The following is a 26,530-nucleotide window of genomic DNA, read 5'->3' on the forward strand; positions in this document are numbered from 1 at the left end:
ACTCGTCGCGGTCGAGTGGCGGAGCGTCGCCTGACGGCGTTCCCGGGCACCAGCCCGTACGATGCTATCTGCGCCAGCAGTCACCTGGAGCCGTCACCGGCGGCTCCCCGGTCGCTGGGGTCCGTCGTCGCCCGGTCCGCATCCACCGGAGGTCCAAGCCCGTGCGCCCGCGTCACCTCTCCAGGCGAGCCGTGCTGGCGGGCGCGGCGGCCGCCCTGACCGCCTGCAGCGCCTCGGGCCCGGCGAAGCCCCCGGTTCCCGTGCCCGACTCGCCCGAGACCGTGCTGCTGCGGCAGGTGATCGCCGACAAGGAACGTACGGTCGCCCTCTACTCGGCGCTGATCGCGGACGGCGCCGACGTCCTTGAGCCGTTCCGCGCCCGTCACCAGGCCCACCTGGCCGAGCTGCGCAAATACCTGCCCGCGGGCGCGCCGCCGACGACGCCCGCCGGGTCCGCGACGCCCTCCGGGTCGCCCTCGGCCACGCCGTCGAAGTCGCCCAAGCCCTCGCTGTCGCGGCTGCGCGACCTGGAGAGCCGGGCCGCGGCGCGGCGGCCGCGGCAGCTGGCCGTCCTGTCGCCCGGTGTGGCCCAGCTCGTCGCCAGCATCGGGGCCTGCGAGGCGGTCCACGCCGTGTCGCTGCCGAAATCGTTGTGAACGGGGTTGTGGTGGACGGGGACGACATCGACAGGCTGCGCAAGGCCCTGGCCGCCGAGCACGCCGCCGTGTTCGCCTACGGGCTGCTGGGGGCGCGTACGACGGGCGCGCTGCGGGACCGGGCCACCGCGGCGTACGACGCCCACCGGGCCCGCCGCGACCAGCTCCGCGGCCTGATCACCAGCCGCGGGGCCAAGCCCAGCGAGTCGGAGGCGTCCTACGCGCTGCCGTACGTGCCCTCCGGCTCCGCGCAGGCCGCCAAGCTGGCGGCGCGGGTGGAGAACGGGATCACGGCCGCCTACCTGGAGCTGGCCGCCGCGCGGGACGCCACGCTGCGCAGGTACGCCGCCCAGGCGATGCAGGAGTCGGCGACCCGCGCCTACGCCTTCCAGCCGTCGCCGCCCCCGGCCTTCCCCGGCATGCCGGTGAGCAGCCCGCCCCCGGCACCGCCCGCCATCACCCCCGGCGGCTGACGCCGCTCAGGGGCTCGGGGCGGGCGGCGGCCGGTCAGCGGCAGGCGGCCAGGATGCGGGCGGCCGCGTCGGCGAGCGGGATCTCCTCCTTGACGCCGGTCACGCGGTCGCGCAGCTCGATGACGCCCTGCGACAGGCCGCGCCCGATCACCACGATCGTGGGCAGCCCCAGCAGCTCGGCGTCCTTGAACTTGACGCCCGGCGAGACCTGGGCGCGGTCGTCGACGAGCACCCGCAGCCCCTGCGACTCCAGCTCGGCGGCCAGCTCAAGGGCGGCCTCGATCTGGTTCTCCTTGCCGGTGCCGACGATGTGCACGTCGGCGGGCGCGATCTCGCGCGGCCACACCAGGCCGAGCTGGTCGTGGGCCTGCTCGGCGATGACGGCCACGGCCCGGGAGACCCCGACGCCGTAGGAGCCCATGGTGATGCGGATCGGCTTGCCGTCGGGGCCGAGGGCGTCGAGGCCGGCGGCGTCGGCGTACTTGCGGCCGAGCTGGAAGATGTGGCCGATCTCGATGCCGCGGTCGATGGACAGCGAGGAGCCGCAGCGGGGGCACGGGTCGCCGGCGCGCACCTCGGCGGCCTCGATCGTGCCATCGGGGACGAAGTCGCGCCCGGCGACCACGTCGACGGCGTGCTTGCCGGGCTCGTTGGCGCCGGTCACCCAGGAGGTGCCGGTCACGACGCGGGGGTCGACGAGGTAGCGGATGCCGAGCTCGCGCAGGATCTGCGGGCCGATGTAGCCGCGTACGAGACCGGGGTGGGCGGCGAAGTCGGCGGCCTCGAAGATGGCGGGCTCGCCGGGCGTCAGGGAGGCCTCCAGGCGCTTGAGGTCGACCTCGCGGTCGCCGGGCACGCCGACGATCAGCGTCTCGACCTTGTCGGAGCCGGGGGTGGTGATCTTGACGACGACGTTCTTCAGGGTGTCGGCGGCGGTGACGGACAGGCCGTGGCGCTCGTTGACGTAGGACACCAGGGACTCGATGGTCGGGGTGTCGGGCGTGTCGAGCACCCGCATCGCCGCGGCCTCCGCCAGGTCGCGGACGGGCGGCGCGGTGGTGGTGACGGCCTCGGCGTTGGCCGCGTAGCCGCAGGAGTGGCAGGCCACGAACGTGTCCTCGCCGGTGGGCGTCGGCGCCAGGAACTCCTCCGAGGCCGAGCCGCCCATCGCGCCCGAGGTGGCGAACACGATCTTGTACTCGATGCCGAGCCGCTCGAACGTGCGGATGTAGGTCTCGCGGTGCTGCTCGTAGGAGCGCTTGAGACCGTCGTCGTCGAGGTCGAAGGAGTAGGAGTCCTTCATGAGGAACTCGCGGCCGCGCAGGATGCCGGCCCTGGGCCTGGCCTCGTCGCGGTACTTGGTCTGGATCTGGTAGAGCGTGACCGGATAGTCCTTGTACGAGGAGTATTCGCCCTTGACCATGTCGGTGAAGAGCTCCTCGTGCGTGGGACCGAGGAGGTAGTCGGCGCCCTTGCGGTCCTGGAGCCGGAACAGGGTGTCGCCGTATTCGGTCCAGCGGCCGGTGGCCTCGTAGTACTCGCGGGGCAGCAGGGCGGGGAAGAGCACCTCCTGGCCGCCCATCCGGTTCATCTCCTCGCGGACGACCCTGGTGACGTTCTCCAGCACCAGCTTGCCGAGGGGCAGCCACGAGTAGATGCCGGGAGCCACGCGGCGGACGTAGCCGGCGCGGACGAGGAGCTTGTGGCTCGGCACTTCCGCGTCTGCCGGGTCGTCCCGCAGGGTGCGAAGAAACAACGACGACATGCGCAGCAACACGGCTACTCCTTGGTCGGGCCTGGATGTGAAGAACTACAGGCTATCGACTCAGGGAGCCCCGCCGCGCGGCGTTATCCGGTGCGGTCAGACGGAGATCGGGAGCCAGCCGCCCACGAAGACGGCCAGGCAGACGGTGAACAGGCCCGCGAAGACGGCCGAGAACGTCAGCGCGCGCACGCGGGCGCGCCGGTTGTGGCGCAGCACCACGACCAGCAGGACGGCCAGCACCCCGACCACCGTGGCCGGGCCGGGCCAGAACGCCTGCTCGGTGTCGATGAAGCCGGGGGTCGCGCGGTCGACGACGTCCGCGATCAGCAGCGCGCCGATCGAGCCCGCGGCCAGGTCGCCCCAGGCGTCCCTCCTGCGGGTGACGTAGGCGAGCAGGCCGAGGCCGACGAGCAGGGCGAGCGTCCAGTTCAGCCCGGCGGCGCCGCCGCCGATGATGTCGAAGCCGTCCACGCCGCGCAGCGCGCTCGCGCCCATGGCCGCCACCAGCGTGGACACCGTCGCCAGGAACGTGGTCAGCAGCGCCCAGCCGAACCCCGACGCGGTGGCGCCCACGACCAGCGAGAGGGTCAGGTAGGCGTACGGGTCGTAGAGCTGGCCGAGCCAGGACGGGCCCTTGCCGGCGGTGAGCATGCCGATCAGGCCGACGGCCAGTCCCGCGAGGAAGGCCGTCAGCACGTGACGTTCGATGCGTCGCTGACGCCGGTCGTACTCGGCGAAGTCGGCGTACTCGATGGCGGTGTCGTTCATCTTCATTCCCTGGTCAATCCCTCCCCCGGAGATGTCTAGGGATGACCACATCCAGATTATGTATCCATCCCAAAAAGGCAAATTTCGGTCATCCCTATCTAAGGCAAGCAATCGCTTGGTTTACGATGCTCCGGTGACACTCTCCGAGGAGCTCGGCGCCGTCGTCCGTGCCTATCTCTCCGACCGGCCGGAAGCGACGTGGCGGGCGTTCGCGCGCGACGTCGGCGTGGCGGGCCTGCTCGTGCCCGAGCGGTACGGCGGCGCCGGATGCGGCCCGGCCGAGACGGCGGCCGTCGCCGAGGAACTGGGACGGGCGCTGTCACCCCACCCGTTCCTCCAGTCGGCCGTCATGGCGGTCGCGGCGCTCATGGCCGACGGGGACGACGAGGCGCGGGCGCGGTTGCTGCCGGAGCTGGCCTCGGGGGCGACGACGGCGACCGTCGTGCTGCCGGGCGACGGGGACCTGCGGCTGGAGGGCGACCGGCTCTCGGGGGTGGTGCCGTACGCGCTGGCGGGCGAGGTCGTGCTCGCCTACGCCGGTGCGGAGCTGGTGGAGGCCGTGCCGGCGCGGCGGACGGCGTACCCGACCGTGGACGAGACCCGGCCGCTGGTCTCGCTCGCCTTCGACCGCGCGCCCGTACGGCGGCTGGGCCCCGGCGCGTCGTGGACCCGCGTACGGGACCTCGCGATCGCGGCGCTGGCCGCCGAGCAGGTGGGCGGGGCGGCGCGCTGCCTGGAGATGGCGGTCGGGCACGCGCGGTCGCGGCGGCAGTTCGGCCGGCCGATCGGCTCCTTCCAGGCGATCAAGCACAAACTGGCCGACGTGCTGCTGCTGGTGGAGTCGGCCCGGTCGGCGGCGCGGGCGGCGGGCGGGTCGGAGGTGTTCGCGGCCGTGGCGGGGTCGTACTGCACGGAGGCGTATCTGACGGCGGCGGGCGAGAACATCCAGGTGCACGGCGGGATCGGGGTGACCTGGGAGCACCCGGCGCACCGGTATCTCAAGCGGGCCGCGTCGGACGCGCAGCTCTTCGGCCCGCCGCAGGCGCACCGCGCCCGCCTCGCGCCGCACGTGCTCGGCGAGGTGTGACGGCGGCTCAGCCGCCGAGCAGTTCCTCCCACGGATGGCGGGTGTTGGTGCGGCGGGTGGTGTCGAGCGCCTCGGCCAGGCGCCACAACCCGGGACGCGCGCGCACGCGGGCCCGGCCCATGGGATCGACCGCGCGCAGCTCGAACCGCACCCCCATCACCTCCAGCACGGCCGAGGCCGCGTCACCGGGACCCGCGACCGCGAGCGAGGAGTCGTCGGGGCCGGGGCCCGGGTCGGGCATCTTCCCGGCGAGCAGCGCGGCCACCTCCGAGGCGTACGGCCCGTCGCGCCACTCGATGTGCCAGCTCCGGTCGGCGCCGCGCCACCACGTCAGGTCGCGGCACCACTCGATGAAGTCCGCCTCGGTCGCGAGGGCGGCCATCACCCGGCCGAACGCCTCGTAACCGAGCGCGTCGGCGAGCGAGGGATCGTCGTCGCCACGGTCGGGGACCGTGCCGTCCTTCGGCCGCCGCAGCGCGTGCTTTCGCCTCACGGTCATCCACTCTGATCGGACGCGCGCCCTTCCCGCAAGACTTCGGCCCTGATAGTCTCTACCAAGCGAGCGCTTGGTTCACTACTTTCGCCGGAGGCGCGATGACGTCCCTACGGATCAGCCTGGGGTATGAACTGGAGGTCCGCGGCCGCACCCGCGAGGTCGAGCGACAGGCGTTCGAGAACGTGATCGAGCAGGTCGTCCTCGGCGATCGGCTGGGGTTCGACACGGCCTGGTTCGTCGAGCACCACTTCACCAGGGGTTTCTCCCACTCCTCCGCCCCCGATCTGGTCCTCGCGGCCATCTCGCAGCGCACCGGGCGCATCCACCTCGGGCTCGGCGTGGTGCTGCTGCCGTTCCAGTCGCCCATCCGCACCGCCGAGCGCGTCGCCACGCTCGACGTGCTGAGCGGCGGCCGCGTCGAGTTCGGCACGGGACGCGGCGCCTCACCCCTGGAGTACCAGGCGTTCCAGCGGCCGTTCGAGAAGTCGCGGCAGATCTGGGAGGACTCGCTGGAGGCCACCCTGGCCATCTGGAACGCCGACGGCGAGCCGGTCAGCAGGTCGAACGAGTTCTTCGAGATCCCCGACGTGGCCGTCTACCCGCGGCCGGCCCAGCGGCCGCATCCGCCCGTATGGGTGGCCTCGACCTCGCTGGAGGGTTACCTGGCCGCCGCCCGGCACGGCTACAACCTGCTGGGCATGACGATGCTCAAGGGCATCGACGACGTGGCCGCCGACATCGCCCGGTACCGGGAATGCCTGGCCGAGAACGGCTTCGACCCCGACTCCCGGCGCGTGGCGCTGATGATCCCCTGGTTCGCCGCCCCCACCCGCGACGAGGCCAACGCCACCGCCGCCGACGCCGTCCTGTGGTACATCCGCCGCCAGGTCAACCTGGTCACCCCGCCCGACTACTACGACGCCCGCCACGCCACCCACCGCGTACTCGGCCAGCTGGCCGCCGGGATGCCGCCGGAGGAGGCCATGGCCACGCTGCGCGAGCATCTGATGGTCGTGGTGGACGACGTGGAGGGCTCGCGCAAGGCCCTGGCCAGGATCGCCGAGGCGGGCGCCACGGACCTGATCATCCAGGCGCAGGTCGGCGGGCTGGCCCACGAGAAGGTGTGCGAGTCGATGACCCTGTTCATGAACGAGGTGGCCCGTTGACGGCCGCCCGCTGGCTGACCCGCGACGACCTGGCCGCGGCCGGACGTTCCGCCGGAGGGCTCCTGCTCGTGGCGCCCGACGTGTCCAGCGTGTTCCCGATGGGCCCCGAGGACGCCGCCGCCGCGACCGGGCTCACCGGGGCGGCGCTGCGCGCGGCCGGCGTCGGCGGGCACGACCGGGTCGTGGTGGCGCTCGCCGAGCCGGCGGGCGCGCTGTGGGCCGCCGCAGCGGCGGACGTGGCCGGGGCCGCCGCCGCGGTGGGACCGCGCGGCCGCCTGCGCCTGCACCACGCGCTGACCGCGCTCGGCGCGACCACGCTGGTCAGCACCCCGACGGGCGCGATGGACCTGCTGGCCCGCCTGCACCTGGAGTTCCTGCTCGACCCGCTCGACCTCGGGCTCGACCACATCGTCCTGACCGGCGAGATCGCCTCCAAGCGCACGATGGGACACCTCGCCGACGAGTTCGGCTGCGCGGTCACGGAGGTGCTCGCCAGCCCGTTCGGCGGCGGCGCCCTCGCCTACAGGACCGCCGAGGACGCGCCGCTCACCCCTCTCACGGACGGCGTGCTGGGGCTGGCCTCGCTGACCAAGGACGACCTGGCCGATCCGGCCGACCCGGCGGCCGAGCTGGTCATCACGCCGTCCGGGCACTCGACGCTGGGCGACGCCGTGCTCAGGACGGGCATGGTGACCAGGCCCGGCGGGTCCGGCATCCCCGCGCCCGCGCACACGGTCGGCGACCACGTGCTGGTCAGGGGCGTGTGGCTGGCGTTGCCGCGGATCGAGAAGGCGCTGTCGAAGATCGACGGCGTGACCGGCTGGGAGTTGTCGATCACCCGCCAGGGCACTCTGGACGCCGCCGCGCTGACCGTGTCGTTCGGCCGGGAGAGCCTGGTCAGGAACCCCATGTGGCGGTCGCGCATCGAGCAGGCGGTACGGGCGCTGACCCCGGTCTCGATCGACGTGGGGGTCGCCCAGGACGTCCTGGAGACCCCCTCGCCCGGCACCGTGGACGACCGGCGCGGCCACCACCTCGGCCGGGACAGGTCCCTCGTCACCTAGCGCGACGGAGTAGCCGATGGCATCGATGCCCGACTGGGGAACCCTCCCCCGCATGCTGCGCGACCAGGCCGAACGCCACCCCGACGCCACGGCGGTCGTCGAGGGCGGCGCCCGGGTCACGATGTCGGAGCTGCGGTCGCGGGCCGCCGAGGTCGCCCGGGGGCTGATCGCCCTCGGCGTCGAGCCCGGCGACCGGGTGGCGATCTGGGGCTCGAACTCGGCGTCCTGGGTACGGCACGCGCTCGGTGTCTGGGACGCCGGCGCCGTCCTCGTGCCGCTGTCGGCCCGGTACAAGGGCATCGAGGCCGCCCAGCTGATCGCCAGGACCGGGGTGAAGGTCGTGATCGTCGGCGATCCGCCGCTCGCCCGCCTGCTGCCGCCCCTGGACGACGGCGTCACCGTACGCGCGGCCGGCGGCCTGGACCCGGCCGGGGTCACCGTACGGGCGGGCGAGGAACGGGCGCTCGCCGTCGGGCCGGACGACCTGTGCGAGATCATGTCCACGTCCGGCACCACGGGGACGCCCAAGGGCGTGATGCTCGACCACGCCCAGGTCCTGCGCGGCTACTGGGACTGGTCGGAGATCGTCACGCTGGACGAGCACGACCGCTATCCGGTGATCGCGCCGTTCAACCACGGGTTCGGGCTGAACGCCGGGCTCGTCGCCTGCCTGATGCGCCGGGCCACGATGGTGCCGATCCCGGTCTTCTCCCCGGACGCCCTGATGTCGCTGATCTCCACCGAGAAGGTGACGATCCTGGCCGGGCCGCCCACCCTGTTCGCCCGGATCCTGGACGAGCTGGACCGCGCCGACCGGGACGTCTCCTCGCTGCGGGTGGCCATCTGCGGCGCCGCCTCCGTACCGGCCGCGCTGATCACCCGGCTGGTCGAACGGGTCGGCCTGGAACGGATGATCAACGCGTACGGGCTGATGGAGGGCACGGTGGTCTCCATGACCAGGGCCGGCGACCCCATCGAGGTGATCGCGAACACCACCGGCAGGGCCGTGCCGGGCATCGAGGTCAAGATCGTGGACGACGACGGCAAGGAGGTCGCCCCCGGCCTGCGCGGCGAGATCCTGCAACGCGGCTACGGCGTGATGCGCGGCTACTGGGACGAGCCCGCCAGGACCGCCGAGGTGGTCGACGCCGACGGCTGGCTGCACACCGGCGACGTCGGCGTGCTGGACGAGGCGGGCAACCTCGCCATCGTGGACAGGAAGAAGGAGCTCTACATCGTCAACGGCTTCAACGTCTCCCCCGCCGAGGTCGAGTCGCTCCTGCTGCGCGAGGGCTCGCTGGCCCAGGCCGCGGTGGTCGGCGTGCCCGACGCCGTCTCCGGGGAGTCCGGGGTGGCGTACGTGGTCCCCCGGCCGGGCGCGCAGGTCACCGCCGGGACGCTGCTCTCCTGGGCGAAGGCCAACATGTCCAACTACAAGGTGCCCAAACGGGTAGAAGTGGTCGAAGCGCTGCCCGTCAACGTCAACGGCAAGATCGACAAGCTGGCCCTGCGTGCCCGGGCGGCGACCGGATAAGGGGTTCCGGCGTGTTCAGGGGCTGTCAGGGGCGCCCTCGTGAGCGAGAATCGCGAGCGGACGGTATTCGCGGAAGACGGGTTCATCCGCGAGGGCGACCGGGGATACATCGATGACACGGGCCGGTTGCACCTCTTGGGACGCGTACTCCGCGTCGCACCTTCACCGGCATGAGGAGGCAGCGTGGCGTTGCACGTGGCGGTCATCGGGTCGGGCCCCGCCGGGATCTACACGGCCGAGGCGCTGGTCAAACAGTCGGTCGAGCCCGTCCAGGTCGACGTGCTCGAACGGCTGCCCACGCCGTACGGGCTGGTCAGGTACGGAGTGGCGCCCGACCACACGTCGATCAAGTCGATCGCGAACTACCTGCGCAGGGTCCTGGAGCTGCCCCAGGTGCGTTTCCTCGGCGGCATCACCCTGGGCGACCACGTCTCCGTCGAGGACCTGCTGCGGGTCTACGACGCGGTCGTCTACTGCACCGGCGCGATGGTCGACCGGCGGCTCGGCATCCCCGGCGAGGACCTGCCGGGCAGCGTGGCGGCGACCGACTTCGTCAACTGGTACTGCGGCCATCCCGACGTCGATCCCGGCCGCTTCACCCTCGACAGCTCGGAGGTCGCGGTGATCGGCGTCGGCAACGTGGCCGTCGACGTCGTCCGCGTGCTGGCCAAGACCGCCGAGGAGCTGCGGCACACCGACGTGCCCCACGACGTGCTGGAACGCCTGAGCCAGAGCCAGGTCAAGGCCATCCACATGGTCGGGCGGCGCGGGCCCGAGCACGCCAAGTTCACCCTGAAGGAGCTGCGCGAGCTGGGCGAGCTGGCCAACGCCGACGTCTGCGTGCGCCCGGACGAGTCGGCCGTACTCGGCGCCGACTTCCCGCGCCAGGTCCAGGGCAACATCAAGGTCCTGCAGTCGTGGGCCGGTCGCGAGCCCGTCGGCCGGCCGCGCCGCCTCGACGTGCGCTTCTGGTTGCGGCCGGTGGAGATCCTGGGCGCCGAGCGGGTCGAGGGTCTCCGGCTCGAACGTACCCGCCTGTCGGAGGAGGGCCGCGTCGTCGGCACCGGCGAGTACGAGACGCTGCCCGTCGGCATGGTGCTGCGCTCGGTCGGCTACCAGAGCGTCCCGCTGCCGGGTGTGCCGTTCTCCGAGCGGACCATGACCGTGCCCAACGAGGCCGGCCGGGTGCGCCCGCGCGAGTACGTGGCGGGCTGGCTCAAGCGCGGCCCGACCGGCGTCATCGGCACCAACAAGTCCGACGCCGCCGAGACGGTCCGCACGCTGCTGGCCGACCTGGACGGGGAGGCCCTGGAGGGCGGCGAGCGCGTGTCGCGGCCGTCCGTCGAGTCGCTGCTGGCCGAGCGGGGCGTGCGGCCGGTGACGTACGGCGACTGGCTGGCCATCGAGCGGGCCGAGAGCGAGCTGGCCACGTCGCTCGGCCGCGGCGAACGCGTCAAGCTGGTCGGCGTCGACACCATGCTCCGCGCCTGCGCCCACCGGGAATGAGCCCGTACGTGAACGACGAGACCGTGCCCGGCTTCGCCGAGGTCCACGCGGTCCAGCAGGCCCGCTACCCCATGACCGAGCCGGACCGGCAGCCCGTCCACACCGTCTACGTGCCCGCCGACCGGTTCTCCGCCTCGACCGTCGCCGAGTGGGGCGGGCAGGCGTCCTCCCTGGCCAAGGCCCATCTGGAGGCGTTCGCGCCCGGCGTGCACGAGCGGGTGCTCGCCAAGCTGGCCCGCGAGCCGATCGAGGACCTGCGGATCGACTTCGAGGACGGCTACGGCGTGCGCCCGTACGAGGAGGAGGACGGCCACGCCGGACGGGCGGCGCGGGCCGTGGCCGACCTGCACGCCGCCGGGACCCTGCCGCGCCGGTGGGGGCTGCGGGTGAAGTCGTTCGCCGACGGCGACCCCGGACGTTCGGTGCGCACGCTCGGCGCTTTCCTGACCGGGGTGCTCGACCACGCCGGCGAGCTGCCCGCCGGTTTCACGGTGACCTTCCCGAAAGTGCTGATGGAGGAGTACCTCGGCATGTTCGCGGGGGTGCTCGAACGGCTGGAGGCGCGGCTCGGCCTGCCGCGGCTGCGCTTCGAGATGCAGGTGGAGGCCCCGCAGACGCTGCACTTCCTGCGGGCCGAGCTGGCCGGGGCGTTCGGCGGACGGCTGTCCGCGGCGCACTTCGGCGTGTTCGACTACACCGCCGCCATCGGCCTGCCGCCGCACGAGCAGCGGCTCGACCATCCGGCCTGCGACCACGCCAGGCACGTGATGCAGACGGCGTTCGCGGGCACGGGCGTGGAGCTGTCCGACGGCTCGCTGGCCGCCGCGCCCGCCTCCGACCGGGCCGAGGACGTACACGCCCTGTGGGGCCGGCACGCCCGGCTGGTCGGCCACTCCCTGGCCCACGGCTTCTACCAGGGCTGGGACATGCATCCCGCCCACCTGGTGAGCAGGTTCGCCACCGTCCACGCCTTCCATCTGGCCCGCTACGACTCCTACCGCGAGCGCGTACGGGCCTGGGAGGAGCGGCGGGCGGCCGGGGAGGGCGTCATGGACGAGCCGGCCACCATCAGGACGCTGGCGGCCGCCCTCCGCCGCGCCGACGCGGCCCTGTGATCCGTTCCTGCGGGGCTCAGTCGCGCTCGACCAGCGAACGCCACTGCCGGACCAGCCGCCAGTCGACCGGGTCCGACCAGGTCGGCCGTACGGCCGAGCCCACGTGGAAGGCGCGGATGCCGTAGTCGAGCAGGTCCGGCACGTGGACGGGCTTGAGGCCGCCGCCCGCCAGGACGATCGAGCCGTCGCCCGCCTCGGCGCGGGACTTCAGCGTCGGCATCCCGGCGCCGACGCCCTGCGGGGAGCCGGAGGTGAGCACGGTGGCCAGGTTGGGCAGCAGCCGCACGGCCCGCCAGGACGCCTGTACGTCGGCCGCGTGGTCGACGGCGCGGTGGAAGGTCCACGGGAGCGGTGAGACGGCGTGGATGAGCGCCTCGGTGGCCGCCAGATCGACCACGCCCGCGCCGTCCAGGAAGCCGAAGACGAACCCGGCCGCGCCCGCCTGGGCGAGCTCCTTGGCGTCGCGGCGCAGCCGGTCCAGGACGTCGGGGCCGGCGGTGAAGTTCGCCTCGCAGCGCAACATCACCATCTGGGGCAGGGGGCACTCCGCGGCGATCGCGGCGACCGTCTCCGGAGCGGGGGTGAGCCCGTCGGCCGCCATGTCGGCGACGACCTCAAGGCGGTCGGCGCCGCCCTGCTCGGCGGCAACGGCGTCGCGCACGTTGAGCGCGATCACCTCAAGGAGGGATCCGGTCATGGAGGAGAGGTTATATGGTGCTCTGTCCTTTTGCGCCGGAAACGCACACGCCCTCGGCGCCCCGAGGCCGCCCATTGCGGTACGATCTTGGACCACCCGACTGACTGAAGGCTCGGTGCCCGCGGTGAACTGCCGCCTGTCGTGAGGCGGCATGACCGCCGGCCGGACCCGGCTCCGCTCGGGCCGGATCCGGCCAGAGGGGTTCGCTAGGCGCTGATCAGCTCCGCGACCGTCAGGTCACGGAAGGCCGTCGTGGACAGATCACGCGACGGCCGCTGGAACAGGGCCCCGGACGAGCGGTGCGGCAGGTCCACGGTGCGGACGTGCCGGAAGCCGCGGGTGCGGTAGTACTCCTGCAGCCGCGGGTTGGCCTTGGCGCAGTCGAGCCGGAGCCAGGGCAGCCCGGAGGCGTGGGCCGCGGTGCAGGCCCAGTCGAGGAGCGCGTCGCCGAGTCCGCTGCCGGACCAGGGCCGGGCCACGGCCAGCTTGTGGACGTAGAGCGCGGCGCCCGGGTTGTCGGCGGGCGTCCAGAACTCGGGGTCGGCGTTGTCGTCGAGGGCGATCGTGGCCACGGGCGGGGCCTGGACGTCGGGGTCGAGATAGCGGAGCTCGTCGTCGAGCAGGTACAGGACCCGCTCCTCGATGAGCGGCTCGATCCGCTCGGGGCCGAATCCCTGCCGCGGCCACTGCCGCACTCCCTGCGTGTAGAGCCACTCGGCGGTGTCCGCGAGAAGCCTGAGTACGCCGGGAAGGTCCGCGGCCTCCGCGCGCCGGAGTGCGAGCGGGTGAAGGAGGGTGTTTGTGTGCATAATACAGCCCTTCGATGCGTAGGGTGCCCATGCCAACACTCAGCGTGATGACGCAATGTCGCGCAGGGGCGTAATGGGTCCTCAACCCGATATATATGGATAAATGGCGATTTAGGGGAGTATGCACGACTCCCCTAGGCCAGCGAGGCGGCTTTCTCGCTGCGCCCGGCCGGCGGGATCACCCCTTCAACCGAGCCCGTCAGCGGCGACGATCGAGCTCGTATCTGATCAGATGTTTGTCGGCGGGCAGCACCGACACAGCGACACGCACTGGCATGTCGGCCCCGTCGTATCCGACTCGGACGTACACCATGACTGGTGTGCCGAGTTCGAGCTGGAGACGCTCGGCCTCCTCCTGGTTGGGCATGCGGGCCCAGATGTCGTCCACGACGCGTATCTGCGCGTGGCCCAGTTCTTCCAGAACCCGGTTCGCCCCTCGCGCGATGTCTCCGGGCCTGGCGATCTCGGAATCGGCTACCAGATCACGGGGAAAGTAGGAGTCATTGGTGTTGTACGGCTGGCCGTCCACGAACCGCAGGCGGCGACGTACGACCGCCAGCTCTCCATCCGCCAACTCCAGCCTGCTGGCGATCTCCTCGACGGGAGAAACCGTCAGAACTTCAATGTACTGGCTCGGAGCCCGGCCTTCCTGCGCAACGGCGTAGGCGAAGGCCTCCTTCAGTTCCCCGGTGGGTTGCGGCTCCAGCTCGCGCTGCGGGTAGATCAGCAGCGGTCTGCGGTCCCGGACCACCGTTCCGCGCCGCGGCGTGCGCGTGACCAGCCCCTCGTTCACGAGTTCCCCGAGAGCCAGCCTGACGGTGTTCCTGCTCACCCCGTGGTCTTCCATGAGCTGTGCCTCGGTCGGCAGCTGCGCCCCGGGGCCGAGAACACCCGAGTAGATGGCTCGACGCAACTCCGAAGCCACCTGCTGATACAGCACCGACCTTGCCACTTTCACCCCTTTTGTTCCAACAATTTAGACGATCTGGTTCTAGCAGGCCACAACCCCTTGACCGAAGCCCCTCGACCGGCCCATCATCCATTCGTTGGTACAAATCCATCTAAAGGCCGGTGAGGGGGTGGAGGCCAATGTCGCCGGTCCGCACGGACACGCCGTTCCTGCCCTGGCGGGACCCTCGCGAAGCAACACGTTTACTGCGTTACGTGTTGCCTTGCCGGCGGTCCACCCACACGTACCAGAGCAGTGGCGGTGGAATGCCCGTGCTCTCGGTGTCGACTGAACTGACCGTGTGGTGCAAAGACGGATCCTTTGTCTGGAACGAGGAGGGTGGCGCCCCCGTCACGCACCCCATTGATGACCCTGTCGGTTCAGCCCGACGCATCGCCGCACGTCGCCGGCGGCACGTGCCTTCGCACACCCCCACCGACTCCGTGCGCGAACCCGCGGCCTAGGACTCCATCCCTCGCCGGAGTCCTGGCGTCGCCGCTCACGGGGCAGGAAGCGCGTCCTGGCGGGTCCCCCACGCCCGCCAGGACGCGTCTTCCTCCGAGGGACCTGCTCGCCGCCGTACCGCCCCCGCCGCCGGAGGACTGCGCGCCGTCCGGCTCCGGCCCGGACCCACGGCAGGAGTCAGCGGTCGTGACGCCGGGGTCACGTCTGTCGCCGAGTCGCTGCCGCACACGTCTGCCGTCAAGTCCGGGTCGCCTCCAGTGTTGACGCCTCAGCTTCATCATCAACCCTCGCGACCCAACCTGGGGGCACCTTCCGGAATGGTGGGACTGGTGGGAATTACCGGTACCAATCCACTGCCCGGATGAAGATCGATCAGCGGGAGGATGTGCGCTCGGGCGAATGGACATCCAGATCACCGCTCAGGGGCTCCCAGTCGAGCAGGGTCAGCCGGTCGTCGATCCGGGTGCGGACCCCTCGTACACGCTGGCCGGGCTCGGGCTCGGGGGCCGCGCCGCGCCAGTTCCCGTGCAGCAGGCAGCCGGGGACCGCGTCCAGCCGCACCATCACGACGACGTACGGCTCCCGCGCGCCCGGCAGGAACGGCTGGTGGTTGACGATCCAGCTCTCGACCACGCCCTCGGCCGGCACCGGCGTCCAGCGCCAGGACTCGCCCCGGCAGGACGGGCAGAAGGCCCGCGACGGGAAGCGCGCGGTCCCGCAGTTGTCGCAGCGCTGCACCGCGAACCCCTCCCGGGCCAGGCGCTCCCACCACTCGGCGGAGTCCCGGTCGGGCTCGGGACGGGGACCGTGGGCCATGGGTCACGACCTTCTGAGGATCAGGGCGGAGGTGGCGGGCAGGATGTAGCCGGGCTGGGCGGTCGAGAGCGCCACCTCGGCGCCGGGCACCTGCCGCTCCCCCGCCTCACCCCTGAGCTGGGCGACCGCCTCGGCGATGTGGTTGACGCCGTGCACGTACCCCTCGGACAGGAATCCTCCGTGGGTGTTCACGGGCAGCTCGCCGTCCATGGCCGTGGCCCCCGAGTCCACGTACGGGCCGCCCTCGCCCTTGGCGCAGAAGCCGTAGTCCTCCAGCTGCACGATGACCGAGTACGTGAAGCAGTCGTAGATCTCGGCCACGTCCACGTCGCGGGGACCGAGGCCGGCCTGGGCGTACAGGCGCGGGGCCAGGGCCGCGGCCGCGGTCACGGTGGGGTCGGCGGGAGCCGTGCCGGACAGGTGGGACGTGCCGCCGCCCCAGGCCGCCGCGGAGATCAGGACGGGGTGACGGCGCAGGTCGCGGGCGCGTTCGGCGGTGGTGACGACGACCGCGCAGGCGCCGTCGGTCTCCAGGCAGCAGTCGAGCAGGCGGAAGGGCTCGGCGATCCACCTGGCGGCCAGGTAGTCGTCCAGCGTGATCGGGGTACGCATGAGCGCCCGCGGGTTCTTGGCCGCGTTGGCGCGCTGGGTGACCGCCAGCCGGCCGAAGTGCTCCTCCTTGGTGCCGTACCTGAGCATGTGGGCGCGGGCGTACATGGCGTACTGCTGCGGCGGGGCGACGTAACCGTACGGGGCCTGGTACTGGACCTCCGGGCTGACCGGGACGCCGCGTCCGGTGCCGCCCATGCGGAACTCGGAGCGGGCGTTTATCGCGCGGTAGCAGACGACGGTCTCGGCCATCCCCGTGGCCACGGCCAGGGCGGCCTGGCCGACGACGGCGTGCGAGACGCTGCCGCCGCCGAACTGGTCCAGGTGCCAGGCCAGGTCGGGCAGGCCCAGGGCGGGGGCCACCAGGGAGGGCGGTGCCGAGTCGCCGACGCGGTGGGTGGCCAGGCCGTCCACGGCGTCCGGGGGGAGGCCGGCGTCGTCCAGGGCGGCCAGGACGGCGCGGCAGGCCAGGGTGAGGGTGCTGACGCCCGAGTTCTTGGTGAAGGGGGTGTAGCCGACTCCCGCGATGGCGGTCACGTCCCGGAAATCAAGCAAGCGCTTGGGCACGTACGTCACGCTAGGCCCTCCCTTTCCCCAAGTCAATCGCCGTACGAACCCGCCCCGGGCCGTCGCGCGGCGATACCCCTCACGACGTACGGGTTGACACGGTTTTCGGAATGGACCTACTGTCCAAGCAAGCGCTTGGTATGATGGGCGCAGTCGGTGACGAGGAGGCGGACCCCATGAGCACACACGCTGCCCGGCTCATCGCGCCGGACGGCTGTCGCGGCCTTCCGACGCCCCTTCAGCGCAGCAGGACTCGCAACGGAGCCACCATGCCGACCGGCCCCTCACAGCCCAGCGGGAACGGCCACCTCGACAGCCGCCGGTTCCGCCAGGTCCTCGGCAGGTTCGCGACCGGCGTCGTGGCGATCACCGCCCTCGACCCGGCGAACGACCAGCCCTGCGGCCTGGCGGCCAACTCCTTCACCTCGGTCTCGCTCGACCCCCCGCTGGTGGCCTTCTGCGTCGCCCACACCAGCACGAGCTGGCCCCGGGTGCGCGGCGCGAAGGTCGTCACGGTGAACGTGCTGGCCGAGCACCAGCGATCGGTCTGCGCGCAGATGGCGGCCAAGGGCGGCGACAAGTTCGCCGGGCTGAGCTGGACCGGCTCCCCCGGCGGCAACCCGGTGCTCGAAGGCGCGCTGGCCTGGCTCGACTGCGTGGTCGAGGCCGAGCACCCGGCGGGCGACCACGTGATCATCGTGGCCCGGGTGCTGCAGCTCGACACGCACGCCGACGGCGGCCCGCTGGTGTTCTTCCAGGGCGGCTACGGGGGCTTTGTTGAGCCTGCGTGAGCAGGCCCGCGCCTGGCTGGAGGAGAACCTGTCCGGCGCGTACGCGCGGGCCCGCGGCCTCGGCGGCCCCGGCAGGGAGCACGAGGGGCACGACCTGCGCGTGGCCTGGGAACGCCACCTCGGCAAGGCGGGCTGGACCTGCCTGAGCTGGCCCGAACGGTACGGCGGCCGCGCCGCCTCCCTCGACGACCAGGTCGCCTTCTACGAGGAGTACGCCAGGGCCGCCGCCCCGGCCAGGGTCGGCCTCATCGGCGAGGGCCTGATCGGCCCGACCATCCTGGAGTTCGGCACCGACGAGCAGAAGGAGCGTTTCCTCCCCCCGATCCAGCGCGGCGAGGAACTGTGGTGCCAGGGCTACTCCGAGCCCGAGGCCGGTTCCGACCTGGCGAACGTCCAGACCAGGGCGCGGCTGGAGGGCGGCGAATGGGTGATCACCGGGCAGAAGGTGTGGACGTCGCTGGCTCACCTCGCCGACTGGTGTTTCGTCCTGTGCCGTACCGAGGAGGGCTCGCAGCGGCATCGCGGGCTGTCGTACCTGCTGGTGCCCATGCGGCAGCCGGGCGTCACCGTACGTCCGATCCGGCAGCTCACCGGCACCTCCGAGTTCAACGAGGTGTTCTTCGACGGCGCGCGCACGGCCGCCGGCGCCCTGCTCGGGGCGCCCGGCGACGGCTGGCGGGTGGCCATGGCCACGCTGGGCCACGAGCGCGGCGCCTCCACGCTCGGCCAGCAGATCGGGTTCCGGCGGGAGCTGGCCGAGGTGATCGCGACCGCCCGGCGCACCGGGGCGGCGCAGGATCCCGTCCTGCGCGACCGGCTCGTGCGGTCGTGGCTGGAGCTGGAGATCATGCGGCTGAACGCCCTGCGGATGTTGCGCCCGGACCCGGGCCCGGAGGTGTCGATCGCCAAGCTCTACTGGTCGGAGTGGCACCGGCGGCTCGGCGAGCTGGCCCAGGAGGTGCAGGGAAAGGCCGGCCTGGTGGCGGACGGCGGCCTGAACGACCTGCAGCGCTTGTATTTGTTCAGCCGGGCGGACACGATCTATGCCGGGTCCAGTGAGATCCAGCGGAACATCATCGCCGAGCGCACTCTGGGACTTCCCCGCTGATTGGAGCACGGATGGCACCGCCCTATCCGAGGTCGCACGGTCTGCTCGACGGCAAGGTCACGCTGGTGACCGCCGCGGCGGGCGCGGGCATCGGCTACGCCACGGCCAGGCGCTGCGCCGAGGAGGGGGCGACGATCGTCCTGTCCGACCGGCACGAGCGCCGCCTGGCCGAAGCGGCCGACGCCCTGACGGAGCTGACCGGCGTCAAGCCGCTGGCGGTGCCGTGCGACGTGACGTCGGAGCCGCAGGTGCTGGCCCTGTTCGACGCGGTGGTCGAGGCGCACGGCCGGCTCGACGTGGTGGTCAACAACGCCGGCCTCGGCGGTACGGCCCCGCTGGCCGAGATGACCGACGAGCAGTGGCACGCGGTCCTCGACGTCACCCTCAACGGCACCATGCGCTGCACCAGGGCCGCGGTCCGGCACATGATCGGCCAGGGCTCCGGCGTGATCGTGAACAACGCCTCGGTGGTCGGCTGGCGGGCCCAGCGCGGGCAGGCGCACTACGCGGCGGCCAAGGCCGGGGTGATGGCGTTGACGAGGTGCGTCGCGCTGGAGGTCGCCGAGCACGGCGTACGGGTCAACGCGGTCGCGCCGTCACTCGCCGTGCATCCGTTCCTGGCGAAGGTGACGAGCGAGGAGCTGCTCGCGGAGCTGGCCGCCAAGGAGGCGTTCGGGCGGTCGGCCGAGCCGTGGGAGGTGGCCAACGTGATCGTCTTCCTGGCGAGTGACTACTCTTCGTACATGACGGGGGAAACCGTGTCGGTCTCCTCGCAACATCCCTGACCTGGCCCTGTCAGGGGAAGTTCGGGGTAGGCGAGCGGGTCGGCGGGGCGCTACGGTCCGCGTATGGGCACACGCTCCTCCTTCCTGCTCGACGTCCTGATCACCGAGTTCGGCGAGTCGATCAAGCGGGATCCCGCCGCCTTCCGGCGCAAGTTCCGCAAGATGGCGGCCTCCCCCTTCGCCTTCTACCGGGGCAGCGCCAGCCTGTTCTACGCCGACCTCACGGGCGACTTCGCCGACGAGTCCTACCTCGACGAGCCCACCGGCCGGGTGTGGATCCACGGCGACCTGCACGCGGAGAACTTCGGCACCTACATGAACGCCTCCGGGGTGCTGGTCTTCAACGTCAACGACTTCGACGAGGCCTACGTCGGCCCCTACGTCTGGGACCTCAAGCGTTTCGCCGCCAGCGTGGCGCTGATCGGCTACGCCAAGGCGCTGTCGGACGAGACGATCGGCGTGCTGGTGGGCGAGTTCGCGCGGGCGTACCTGGCCGAGCTGCACGGCATCGCGACCGGCGGCGACGACGCCATCGGCTCACTCACCCTGGACACCACCGGGGGCGTGCTGCACCGGGTGCTGCAGACGGCGCGGCTCAGCACGCGCGTGGCGATGCTCGACGTGGAGACCGTGATCGACGACTACGAGCGGCGCTTCGCCATGATGGACGGGCGCGAGGAGGTCGACGCGGCGACCAGGCAGGCCGTGCTCGCCGCGTTCGAGGACTACCTGGGGACGCTGCCCACGCCGTCCAACCCGGTCGAGCACGTGGTCAAGGACGTGGCGCTGCGCAAGGGCGTGGGGATCGGGTCGGCTGGGCTGCCGTCGTACAACCTGCTGCTGGAGGGGCGTTCGCAGGCGCTGGAGAACGACGTCATCCTCTACATGAAGCAGGCCCAGGCGCCGGCCGTGGCCCGCTACGTCGCCAACGAGAAGGCGGCCTCCTACTTCCTGCACCAGGGCCACCGCACGGCGGAGTCGCAGCGGGCGCTCCAGGCGTACGCCGATCCCTGGCTCGGCTACACGACGCTCGGCGGGGTGGGCCAGCTCGTGGCCGAGGTGTCGCCGTACTCGGCCGACCTCGCCTGGGACGACGTCAACGAGCCCGACGAGCTGCGGTCCATCGTGCGCGACCTCGGGCGGGCGGTGGCGCGCATGCACTCCGTGGCCGACGACGAGTCCAGCCACGACCTGGTGGACTTCTCGACGGAGGAGGCCATCGTCGCGGTCATCGACGGCGACCAGGCCGGATTCATTGGCATGTTGGTGGATTTCGCCCACCGTTATGGGGCACAGGCTCGGGAAGACCATCAACGGTTCGTCGACCTGTTCAGGAACGGTCGCCTGCCCGGCGTGTGAGCCCTCGCGGCGGCCGCGGAGGAGCATCGTGCGTCATCTCATTGGGCTGCTGCTGGGGACCGAGGAGGACTGGCCGGCGGCGTTCGAGACCGTGTTACGCCGGTTGGGGCCGATCAAGGGGGTGGGCGGGTTCGACGTCGAGCGCATCACGATCGAGCCGTTCGACCTGCGCGCCGGGCCACGCCACGAGCTGGTGATCGACCGGCTGGCGTACTGGTACTACCACCCTCGCGAGTGGCTCAAGAAGATCGCCATGATGGACGACGTCTACCTGCTGAACAGCCCGTTCACGTTCCAGTCCATGGAGAAGCACGCGGCCTACTGCGCGATGATGCGGCTGGGCCTGAAGGTGCCGGAGACGGTGCTGGTGCCGTACAAGAACCCGGTGGACAACGCCCGTTACGCCTACACCTCCGAGCGTTACAACCGGGCCTTCGACCTCGACGCGGTCGCCGAGGGCATCGGCTACCCGTTGTTCATGAAGCCGTACGACGGTGGGGCCTGGCGGGGTGTCTCCCGGGTGCGCGACCGCGACGAGCTGCACCGCGCCTACGACCAGAGCGGCGAGATGCTCATGCATCTCCAGCAGTCCGTCGAGGGGTACGACGCCTTCGCCAGGTCGTTGTCGATCGGCGCGGAGACCATGGTCATGCGCTTCCGCCCCGACGAGCCGATGCACGACCGGTACGCCGTGGACCACGAGTTCCTCTCGCCGTCCGTGGGCGAGGAGGTCGTCACCGTCGGACGGCTGGTGAACGCGTTCTTCCGCTGGGAGTTCAACTCCTGCGAGACCCTGGTCAAGGGCACGGACGTGCACCCGATCGACTACGCCAACGCCTGCCCCGACGTGGCGCTGACCAGCCTGCACTACTACTTCCCCTGGGCGATCAAGGCACTGGTGAAGTGGAGCGTGTTCTGCGTGGCCACCCGCCGCCGTCCGCGCATAGACCTGGAGACGCACGACTACTTCGCCGTCACCGGCGACTACGGCGAGCGGCTGGCCCAGTACCGCAAGCTGGCCGACCGGTACTTCGAGGTCGACCGGTACGAGGAGTTCTGCCGCACCCACCTGGGACACATCGACGAGGTCGTCCAGGAGTGGGTCGCCGGGCCGGACTTCGACCGGCTGCTGGTGGGGACGGTGGCGGCGACGTACCCGGCCGCCGAGCGCGAGCGGTTCACCGAGCACTTCCGCGGGCTGCTGCGGCTGTGGGTGAAGGACCAGAACTGCTAGTAACCGACCAGTCGGTATGGCATGCTTCCGGACCATGACTCTGTTCTCGGTGGAAGGCAAGACGGTCGTCGTCACCGGAGGTTCGCGCGGCATCGGCCGCATGATCGCCGCCGGGTTCGTGGAGGCGGGCGCGACCGTCGTCATCTCGGCGCGCAAGACGGCGGAGGTCGAGAAGACCGCCGCCGAGCTCGGGTGCTCGGCCGTGCAGGCCGACCTGTCCACGCGGGAGGGGGTCGACACGCTGGTCTCGGCCGTCGGCGGCCCGCTGCACGTGCTGGTCAACAACGCCGGGGCGACCTGGGGCGCGCCCCTGGAGGAGTATCCGGAGCACGCCTTCGACAAGCTCTGGGACATCAACGTCAAGGGCGTGTTCTACCTGACCCAGAAGTTCCTGCCGCACCTGCGGGAGGCGGCCGGCGCCGACGACCCGGCCCGGGTGATCAACGTCGGCTCGATCGACGGCATCAGGGTGCCCGCCCTGGAGAGCTATGCCTACTCCTCCACCAAGGCCGCGGTGCACATGCTGACCCGGCATCTGGCCAGGCAACTGGCCAAGGAGCACATCACGGTCAACGCCATCGCCCCCGGCCCGTTCGAGTCGAAGATGATGGCGTTCGCCCTGGACGACCCCGCCACCCGCGCGGCCATCGCCTCGAACGTGCCCCTCGGCCGGATCGGCCGGCCCGACGACATGGCGGGCGCGGCCATCTTCCTGGCCTCGCGGGCGGGGGCGTACCTGACGGGCACGGTCATCCCGGTGGACGGCGGGATCTCCTGCTGATCAGACCAGCTCGGTCAGGGCCCTGGCCAGGTTCGCCGCGGCGTCCGGCGCGTAACGCAGGAACAGGTACGGCTCGGTCAGTTCCAGCTCGATGACCACCGGCGTGCCGTCGGACAGCCGGACCAGGTCGATCCTGGCGTAGAGAAGGGCGTGGGGAATGGCTGCGAGCACCTTCTCGGCCAGGTCGACCTGGTCCGGGGCCGGGGTGCGGAGCTCGGCCCGCGCGTTGTGGTCGAAGGTCGCGCCCGGCGCGAGCATCGGATGGCGCCGGACGGCGTGGCTGAAGCGGCGGTTGAAGTACAGCAGGGAGGTCTCGCCCTCCGACTCCACCATGTCGAGGTAGGGCTGCACCATCGGCTGCCGTCCCGCGGCCTGGAGCGCGGCGGCCAGCTCCGCGGCCTTGTCGCGGTCGGTGGTCCTGGTCGTGTCGCGGGCCCCGGCGGAGATCGCGGGCTTGACGACGTATTCCGGCCAGTCGGGCAGGTCGTGGGCGGACCAGTGTGTCGGCACGGTCGGCACGCCCAGGTCCCTGAGGTAGGTCTTGTCGGTGTTGCTCTCGAGGACGGCGACCGGGTTGAGCAGCCGGGTGACGGACTCCACGCCGCGCGCCCAGGTCAGGAACTCCTCGCGCCGGTCGATGTAGTCCCACACCGATCGCACGACCACGGCGTCGTAGGCGCTCCAGTCGGCCGCGGGGTCGTCCCAGCGGACGGCGCGGCCCTCGATGCCGTTCGCCTGCCAGTGGGAGAGCGCGAGGTCACGCTCGTCGTCCTGGCCGGTCGCGTCGTCAAACGTCACATATGCACATTTAGCCACGCAGGGATGTTAATACGGGGCGAGTTACGCCTTTCCGACCAGGCCCGAACGGGGGCGCCCTCTCCGCGCCGGAGGGCGCCCCCGGGTCCGGCTAGGAGTCGACGCTGGTGTAGGCGTCGCTGCCGTCGGTGGCGGTCACGGCGTTGCCGTTGACGTTGTTGACGCTCGTGGTGTCGCTGCCGCTCACGTTGACGTTCACGACGTTGCCGAAGTTGTTGCCCGACTGGGAGGTGTCGTGGTTGGAGCTGGAGTTGCCCGCGTTGGTGTCGGCGTAGGCGGGGGCGGACAGCAGCGTGAGAGCGGCCGCGGCGGCGACGGCGCCGGTGGTCACGCAGAGCTTCTTCATCATTCGATGTCCCTTCCTTGGAGCTGTACGGGCGTCAGTAGAAGATGTAGGTCACCGCTATGCCGCCGTCGGTGGCGGTGGTCGCGATGCCGTTGGTGTTGTTGACGTTGGCCGAGTCCCAGCCACTCCGAATGGCCGAAGTGACGTCGCCGAAGTTGTTTCCGGCCTGGGACGAGTCGCTGTTGCTGCTCCAGTTGTCGAGCCAGGTGTCAGCGTGAGCGGGAACGGCCATGAGTGCGGCGCCGGCGACCGCTGCCAGCACGGCACCTGCGGCGCACAGCTTTTTGATCACTTCTGCTCCTTCACCGGTGAGGAAGCCCTTCGGGACGGCGGGAGCCAGGGCCCTGGGCACGCCGCCGCCCCCTTTTTGACCTTCTGTGACCCATTGGGACCAAGGTCAATGCGACTATATAACTCTGCGTTGCCTATCGGTAGCGAAGAGTGATCAGAACATTGTTCGAGCCATACGCTGACATGAGATGGCAGCGACCCGGCCCTAGGGTCCGGGCATGATCTACGAGCTGCGGCGGTACACCCTTCACCCCGGACGGCGGGACACGCTGATCACGCTGTTCGAGCGCGAGTTCGTCGAGCCGCAGGAGGCGGCCGGAATGCGGGTCGCCGGCACCTTCCGCGACCCCGGCGCACCCGACACCTTCACCTGGCTGCGGTCCTTCCCGGACATGGAGACCCGGCGTACGGCACTGGAGTCCTTCTACGACGGCCCGGTCTGGCGGGCCCACCGCGACGCCGCCAACGCCACGATGATCGACTCCGACGACGTGCTCCTGCTGCGCCCGGCGGCCGGGCCGCCACTCCCCTCCTGGGACCGGCCGCCCGTCGGCGCCGCCGAACCCCCCGCCGCCCTGTATGTCGCGACGATCTGCCACGTCGAGGACGGCTTCGCCGGATTCTTCGCCCGGCAGGTCGCACCGGCGCTGGCCGAGGCCGGGGCGCCGCCGGTCGGCTGGCTGAAGAGCGAGCACGCCGAGAACACCTTCCCCCGCCTGCCCGTACGCACGGGTAAGACGGTGTTCGTGTGGTTCACCCGTTTCGCCCGGCCCGAGGACGAGCGCGAGGTGGACCTGTCCCTGCTGGAGGCCCGGCTCACCGCCCCGCCGGTACGCCTCCGCCTGCGTCCCACCGCCCGGTCGTCGATGCGCTGAGGCGTTCTTTCCAACCTCCGGGGCCGCCGTGGAGTTGATTCTCTACATGGACCGCTACGAGGGGTTCCATGAGTTCGTCCGGAGCCGCCAGCAGTCGCTGATGCGGACCGCGTACCTGCTCACCGGGGACCCCCATCTCGCCGAGGACCTGTTGCAGACGGTCCTGACCCGTGTCGCCGCGCACTGGGGCAAGCTCGCCAAGGGCGGCAACCCCGAGGCGTACGCCCGCCGGGCCCTGGTCAACCAGACCATCTCCTGGCGCAGGCGCCGGCGGCCCGAGCTGCCCGCCGCCGAACTGCCGGAGACCGGCGGGCACGCCCACGACGAGGCCACCGTACGCCGCCTGGCCCTGCTCGGCGCGCTGGCCCGGCTCACGCCCAAGCAGCGGGCGGTGATCGTGCTGCGCTTCTACGAGGACCGCACCGAGCACGAGACCGCGCGGCTCATGGGCGTCTCGCTCGGCACGGTCAAGAGCCAGACGCACTACGCGCTGTCCAAGCTGCGCGCGCTCACCCCTGTGGAGGTGTACCGATGAAGTCGCTGAGCGAGGACCTGCGCGCGCTGGCGGAGCAGGCGCCCGACGTCGACCTTGGGGCGCGGGCCGTCCGCGGCGCCCGGCGCAGGCGGGCGACCCGGCTGGCGGTGGCGGCCGCGGCGGCGGTCTGCGTGATCGCGGGCGGCGGCGCGACGCTCCTCTGGCAGGAACGGGCTCCCGCGCTCGTGCTCCCCCCGCCGGAGACCACCGTGCTCCCGCTGCCCGCGAAGGGCGTCGCGCCGGTCGAGCAGTTCTACCGGACGATCTGCCGGGACACCGGCCCCACGTGCGCCTGGCGGCTGGTGACCCGGGACGGGGCCACGTACGAGCTGGCCGACGGGCCGCGGGACGGGCCCGTCGAGGCGACGCCCGACGGGCGCAGGATCGCCTACTACAGCCCGGGACGGCACGCGGTCGTCGTCCGCGACCTGGCCGGCGGCCAGGTGTGGACGTCGCCGCTCAAGCAGCAGGAACGGGAGTTCGACAGCGAGTTCGCGCTGCGGCTCGCACCCGGCGGCCTGCGCTTCGCCGTGTCGGGCCGGACGTCGAACAAGCTGGTGGACCTCAAGCGCGGCACGGCGACCGACCTGCCCAAGGGGTGGTGGCCGGTGAGCGTGTCGGACGGGACCGGCCCCGTCGTGATGGCCAAGTCGTCGGACGACACCACCTCGGTACGGGTGCTCGGCCACGACCCCGTCACGGTCACGCCGTCCACCTACGACTTCAGCGCCCTGGCCCCGGACGGGCACACGATGGCCCGGGTGAGCGCGACCCTCGACCGCGACCGTACGCCCATGGTGCGGCACGACGGCACGCTCGTCGTCTTCGACGTCCTGGGGGACGTCGAGCGCCGGATCAAGCCGTCGGGGCTGGCCGCCGGGCTGCTGCCGGCCAAGCTCGGCGGCTGGTTGTCAGCGCGGGAGGTGACGATGCTGACCGTTTCCGGCGACGCCCGCCAGGACGCCGTGGTGTACGCCGTGGACGTGGTCTCGTCGCGGGCCAGGGAGCTGTTCACGCTCAGGGACGACGGGCGGTTCTCCGTCCCCGGCCTGGTCCGCTAGCGCGCC

At 71.6% G+C, this 26,530-nt stretch carries 28 protein-coding genes; 17 read left to right on the forward strand and 11 right to left on the reverse strand.

Going from position 1 to position 26,530, the window contains the following annotated elements:
• Nucleotides 1-161 precede the first annotated feature (161 nt).
• Both IEZ27_RS44390 and IEZ27_RS44395 read left to right on the forward strand, forming a co-directional pair.
• Entirely contained in the window at nucleotides 162-656 is a 495-nt protein-coding gene (locus IEZ27_RS44390) for a hypothetical protein (RefSeq protein WP_125647051.1), read from the forward strand.
• On the forward strand, nucleotides 653-1,129 hold the full coding sequence (locus IEZ27_RS44395) for a ferritin-like domain-containing protein (protein WP_229824893.1): 477 nt from the start codon (nucleotides 653-655) through the stop codon (nucleotides 1,127-1,129). Before IEZ27_RS44390 ends, IEZ27_RS44395 begins: the two co-directional genes overlap by 4 nt.
• A 34-nt stretch (nucleotides 1,130-1,163) precedes the next feature.
• Here IEZ27_RS44395 and IEZ27_RS44400 read toward each other — a convergent pair whose 3' ends face one another.
• Nucleotides 1,164-2,906, reverse strand: coding sequence for a proline--tRNA ligase (locus tag IEZ27_RS44400; RefSeq protein WP_189652758.1), 1,743 nt, complete (start codon nucleotides 2,904-2,906; stop codon nucleotides 1,164-1,166).
• An 84-nt stretch (nucleotides 2,907-2,990) separates the two neighbouring features.
• A complete protein-coding gene (locus IEZ27_RS44405; RefSeq protein WP_189652759.1) occupies nucleotides 2,991-3,662 on the reverse strand; it encodes a hypothetical protein in 672 nt (223 codons plus the stop codon).
• 133 nt (nucleotides 3,663-3,795) lie between these two features.
• Here IEZ27_RS44405 and IEZ27_RS44410 point away from each other — a divergent pair, with 133 nt between their 5' ends.
• On the forward strand, nucleotides 3,796-4,749 hold the full coding sequence (locus tag IEZ27_RS44410) for an acyl-CoA dehydrogenase family protein (protein WP_189652760.1): 954 nt from the start codon (nucleotides 3,796-3,798) through the stop codon (nucleotides 4,747-4,749).
• 7 nt (nucleotides 4,750-4,756) lie between these two features.
• Here IEZ27_RS44410 and IEZ27_RS44415 read toward each other — a convergent pair whose 3' ends face one another.
• A complete protein-coding gene (locus tag IEZ27_RS44415; RefSeq protein ID WP_125647060.1) occupies nucleotides 4,757-5,248 on the reverse strand; it encodes a hypothetical protein in 492 nt (163 codons plus the stop codon).
• 95 nt (nucleotides 5,249-5,343) lie between these two features.
• On the opposite strand from IEZ27_RS44415, the gene IEZ27_RS44420 reads away from it, so the two are divergent.
• The 5 genes from IEZ27_RS44420 to IEZ27_RS44440 all read left to right on the forward strand — a co-directional run bounded on the left by IEZ27_RS44420 (nucleotide 5,344) and on the right by IEZ27_RS44440 (nucleotide 11,630).
• Complete coding sequence (locus IEZ27_RS44420) at nucleotides 5,344-6,411, forward strand: LLM class flavin-dependent oxidoreductase (RefSeq protein ID WP_125647063.1); 1,068 nt, start codon at nucleotides 5,344-5,346, stop codon at nucleotides 6,409-6,411.
• Nucleotides 6,408-7,475: a hypothetical protein gene (locus tag IEZ27_RS44425; RefSeq protein WP_189652761.1), complete on the forward strand. Its 1,068-nt coding sequence runs from the start codon at nucleotides 6,408-6,410 to the stop codon at nucleotides 7,473-7,475. Before IEZ27_RS44420 ends, IEZ27_RS44425 begins: the two co-directional genes overlap by 4 nt.
• 16 nt (nucleotides 7,476-7,491) lie before the next feature.
• The gene (locus tag IEZ27_RS44430; RefSeq protein WP_229824894.1) at nucleotides 7,492-9,009 is read left to right on the forward strand and encodes an AMP-binding protein; all 1,518 of its coding nucleotides are present in this window, start codon (nucleotides 7,492-7,494) and stop codon (nucleotides 9,007-9,009) included.
• Between the two features lie 183 nt (nucleotides 9,010-9,192).
• The gene (locus tag IEZ27_RS44435; RefSeq protein WP_229824895.1) at nucleotides 9,193-10,515 is read left to right on the forward strand and encodes an FAD-dependent oxidoreductase; all 1,323 of its coding nucleotides are present in this window, start codon (nucleotides 9,193-9,195) and stop codon (nucleotides 10,513-10,515) included.
• Between the two features lie 8 nt (nucleotides 10,516-10,523).
• Nucleotides 10,524-11,630, forward strand: a complete 1,107-nt coding sequence (locus IEZ27_RS44440; protein ID WP_229824896.1) for a DUF6986 family protein — start codon at nucleotides 10,524-10,526, stop codon at nucleotides 11,628-11,630.
• A 16-nt stretch (nucleotides 11,631-11,646) separates the two neighbouring features.
• On the opposite strand, the gene IEZ27_RS44445 is transcribed toward IEZ27_RS44440, so the two are convergent.
• The 5 genes from IEZ27_RS44445 to IEZ27_RS44465 form a co-directional block, all read right to left on the reverse strand.
• Nucleotides 11,647-12,327 (reverse strand): copper homeostasis protein CutC, encoded by a 681-nt coding sequence (locus IEZ27_RS44445; protein WP_189652763.1) that lies wholly within the window; start codon nucleotides 12,325-12,327, stop codon nucleotides 11,647-11,649.
• Nucleotides 12,328-12,533: 206 nt separating this feature from the next.
• Nucleotides 12,534-13,136: a GNAT family N-acetyltransferase gene (locus IEZ27_RS44450; RefSeq protein WP_189652764.1), complete on the reverse strand. Its 603-nt coding sequence runs from the start codon at nucleotides 13,134-13,136 to the stop codon at nucleotides 12,534-12,536.
• A 199-nt stretch (nucleotides 13,137-13,335) separates the two neighbouring features.
• Nucleotides 13,336-14,088, reverse strand: coding sequence for a GntR family transcriptional regulator (locus tag IEZ27_RS44455; RefSeq protein WP_185845243.1), 753 nt, complete (start codon nucleotides 14,086-14,088; stop codon nucleotides 13,336-13,338).
• An 834-nt stretch (nucleotides 14,089-14,922) separates the two neighbouring features.
• On the reverse strand, nucleotides 14,923-15,366 hold the full coding sequence (locus IEZ27_RS44460) for a Zn-ribbon domain-containing OB-fold protein (protein ID WP_189652765.1): 444 nt from the start codon (nucleotides 15,364-15,366) through the stop codon (nucleotides 14,923-14,925).
• Between the two features lie 3 nt (nucleotides 15,367-15,369).
• Nucleotides 15,370-16,542 carry a thiolase C-terminal domain-containing protein gene (locus IEZ27_RS44465; protein ID WP_229824897.1) on the reverse strand — a complete coding sequence of 391 codons (1,173 nt, stop codon included), beginning with the start codon at nucleotides 16,540-16,542 and terminating at the stop codon, nucleotides 15,370-15,372.
• Nucleotides 16,543-16,718: 176 nt separating this feature from the next.
• Between IEZ27_RS44465 and IEZ27_RS44470 the strand changes: the two genes are divergently transcribed.
• From IEZ27_RS44470 to IEZ27_RS44495, 6 genes are all read left to right on the forward strand, one after another.
• Nucleotides 16,719-17,333, forward strand: a complete 615-nt coding sequence (locus IEZ27_RS44470; protein WP_189652766.1) for a flavin reductase family protein — start codon at nucleotides 16,719-16,721, stop codon at nucleotides 17,331-17,333.
• Nucleotides 17,320-18,441: an acyl-CoA dehydrogenase family protein gene (locus IEZ27_RS44475; protein WP_189652767.1), complete on the forward strand. Its 1,122-nt coding sequence runs from the start codon at nucleotides 17,320-17,322 to the stop codon at nucleotides 18,439-18,441. The genes IEZ27_RS44470 and IEZ27_RS44475 overlap by 14 nt, the downstream gene beginning before the upstream one ends.
• 11 nt (nucleotides 18,442-18,452) lie before the next feature.
• On the forward strand, nucleotides 18,453-19,226 hold the full coding sequence (locus IEZ27_RS44480) for an SDR family oxidoreductase (protein ID WP_189652768.1): 774 nt from the start codon (nucleotides 18,453-18,455) through the stop codon (nucleotides 19,224-19,226).
• Nucleotides 19,227-19,289: 63 nt separating this feature from the next.
• Nucleotides 19,290-20,585, forward strand: a complete 1,296-nt coding sequence (locus IEZ27_RS44485; protein ID WP_189652769.1) for a DUF2252 domain-containing protein — start codon at nucleotides 19,290-19,292, stop codon at nucleotides 20,583-20,585.
• Between the two features lie 28 nt (nucleotides 20,586-20,613).
• On the forward strand, nucleotides 20,614-21,819 hold the full coding sequence (locus IEZ27_RS44490) for an ATP-grasp domain-containing protein (RefSeq protein ID WP_229824898.1): 1,206 nt from the start codon (nucleotides 20,614-20,616) through the stop codon (nucleotides 21,817-21,819).
• 34 nt (nucleotides 21,820-21,853) lie between these two features.
• Entirely contained in the window at nucleotides 21,854-22,600 is a 747-nt protein-coding gene (locus IEZ27_RS44495) for an SDR family oxidoreductase (protein WP_229824899.1), read from the forward strand.
• On the opposite strand, the gene IEZ27_RS44500 is transcribed toward IEZ27_RS44495, so the two are convergent.
• The 3 genes from IEZ27_RS44500 to IEZ27_RS44510 form a co-directional block, all read right to left on the reverse strand.
• Nucleotides 22,601-23,398 (reverse strand): ATP-grasp domain-containing protein, encoded by a 798-nt coding sequence (locus tag IEZ27_RS44500; RefSeq protein WP_229824900.1) that lies wholly within the window; start codon nucleotides 23,396-23,398, stop codon nucleotides 22,601-22,603.
• Nucleotides 23,399-23,507: 109 nt separating this feature from the next.
• A complete protein-coding gene (locus IEZ27_RS44505; protein ID WP_189652772.1) occupies nucleotides 23,508-23,765 on the reverse strand; it encodes a hypothetical protein in 258 nt (85 codons plus the stop codon).
• Between the two features lie 31 nt (nucleotides 23,766-23,796).
• Complete coding sequence (locus IEZ27_RS44510; protein WP_125647097.1) at nucleotides 23,797-24,054, reverse strand: hypothetical protein; 258 nt, start codon at nucleotides 24,052-24,054, stop codon at nucleotides 23,797-23,799.
• Nucleotides 24,055-24,271: 217 nt separating this feature from the next.
• Here IEZ27_RS44510 and IEZ27_RS44515 point away from each other — a divergent pair, with 217 nt between their 5' ends.
• From IEZ27_RS44515 to IEZ27_RS44525, 3 genes are read left to right on the forward strand one after another with little or no spacing between them, the layout of a single operon-like run.
• Nucleotides 24,272-24,928, forward strand: a complete 657-nt coding sequence (locus IEZ27_RS44515) for an NIPSNAP family protein (protein WP_189652773.1) — start codon at nucleotides 24,272-24,274, stop codon at nucleotides 24,926-24,928.
• Nucleotides 24,929-24,956: 28 nt separating this feature from the next.
• Nucleotides 24,957-25,463, forward strand: coding sequence for a SigE family RNA polymerase sigma factor (locus IEZ27_RS44520; RefSeq protein WP_308427352.1), 507 nt, complete (start codon nucleotides 24,957-24,959; stop codon nucleotides 25,461-25,463).
• A complete protein-coding gene (locus IEZ27_RS44525; protein WP_189652774.1) occupies nucleotides 25,460-26,524 on the forward strand; it encodes a hypothetical protein in 1,065 nt (354 codons plus the stop codon). Before IEZ27_RS44520 ends, IEZ27_RS44525 begins: the two co-directional genes overlap by 4 nt.
• Nucleotides 26,525-26,530: the final 6 nt, after the last annotated feature.

The sequence above is a fragment of the Nonomuraea spiralis genome (genome assembly GCF_014648435.1).
GTDB classification, from domain to species: Bacteria; Actinomycetota; Actinomycetes; order Streptosporangiales; family Streptosporangiaceae; genus Nonomuraea; species Nonomuraea spiralis.

Excerpts from the sequence above, each read along its gene's own strand:
- IEZ27_RS44405 (WP_189652759.1), bottom strand. The coding sequence starts at position 3,662 with ATGAACGACACCGCCATCGAGTACGCCGACTTCGCCGAGTACGACCGG.
- IEZ27_RS44415 (WP_125647060.1), bottom strand. The coding sequence starts at position 5,248 with ATGACCGTGAGGCGAAAGCACGCGCTGCGGCGGCCGAAGGACGGCACG.
- IEZ27_RS44420 (WP_125647063.1), top strand. The coding sequence starts at position 5,344 with ATGACGTCCCTACGGATCAGCCTGGGGTATGAACTGGAGGTCCGCGGC.
- IEZ27_RS44430 (WP_229824894.1), top strand. The coding sequence starts at position 7,492 with ATGGCATCGATGCCCGACTGGGGAACCCTCCCCCGCATGCTGCGCGAC.
- IEZ27_RS44445 (WP_189652763.1), bottom strand. The coding sequence starts at position 12,327 with ATGACCGGATCCCTCCTTGAGGTGATCGCGCTCAACGTGCGCGACGCC.
- IEZ27_RS44450 (WP_189652764.1), bottom strand. The coding sequence starts at position 13,136 with ATGCACACAAACACCCTCCTTCACCCGCTCGCACTCCGGCGCGCGGAG.
- IEZ27_RS44460 (WP_189652765.1), bottom strand. The coding sequence starts at position 15,366 with ATGGCCCACGGTCCCCGTCCCGAGCCCGACCGGGACTCCGCCGAGTGG.
- IEZ27_RS44470 (WP_189652766.1), top strand. The coding sequence starts at position 16,719 with ATGAGCACACACGCTGCCCGGCTCATCGCGCCGGACGGCTGTCGCGGC.
- IEZ27_RS44480 (WP_189652768.1), top strand. The coding sequence starts at position 18,453 with ATGGCACCGCCCTATCCGAGGTCGCACGGTCTGCTCGACGGCAAGGTC.
- IEZ27_RS44485 (WP_189652769.1), top strand. The coding sequence starts at position 19,290 with ATGGGCACACGCTCCTCCTTCCTGCTCGACGTCCTGATCACCGAGTTC.
- IEZ27_RS44495 (WP_229824899.1), top strand. The coding sequence starts at position 21,854 with ATGACTCTGTTCTCGGTGGAAGGCAAGACGGTCGTCGTCACCGGAGGT.
- IEZ27_RS44505 (WP_189652772.1), bottom strand. The coding sequence starts at position 23,765 with ATGATGAAGAAGCTCTGCGTGACCACCGGCGCCGTCGCCGCCGCGGCC.
- IEZ27_RS44515 (WP_189652773.1), top strand. The coding sequence starts at position 24,272 with ATGATCTACGAGCTGCGGCGGTACACCCTTCACCCCGGACGGCGGGAC.
- IEZ27_RS44525 (WP_189652774.1), top strand. The coding sequence starts at position 25,460 with ATGAAGTCGCTGAGCGAGGACCTGCGCGCGCTGGCGGAGCAGGCGCCC.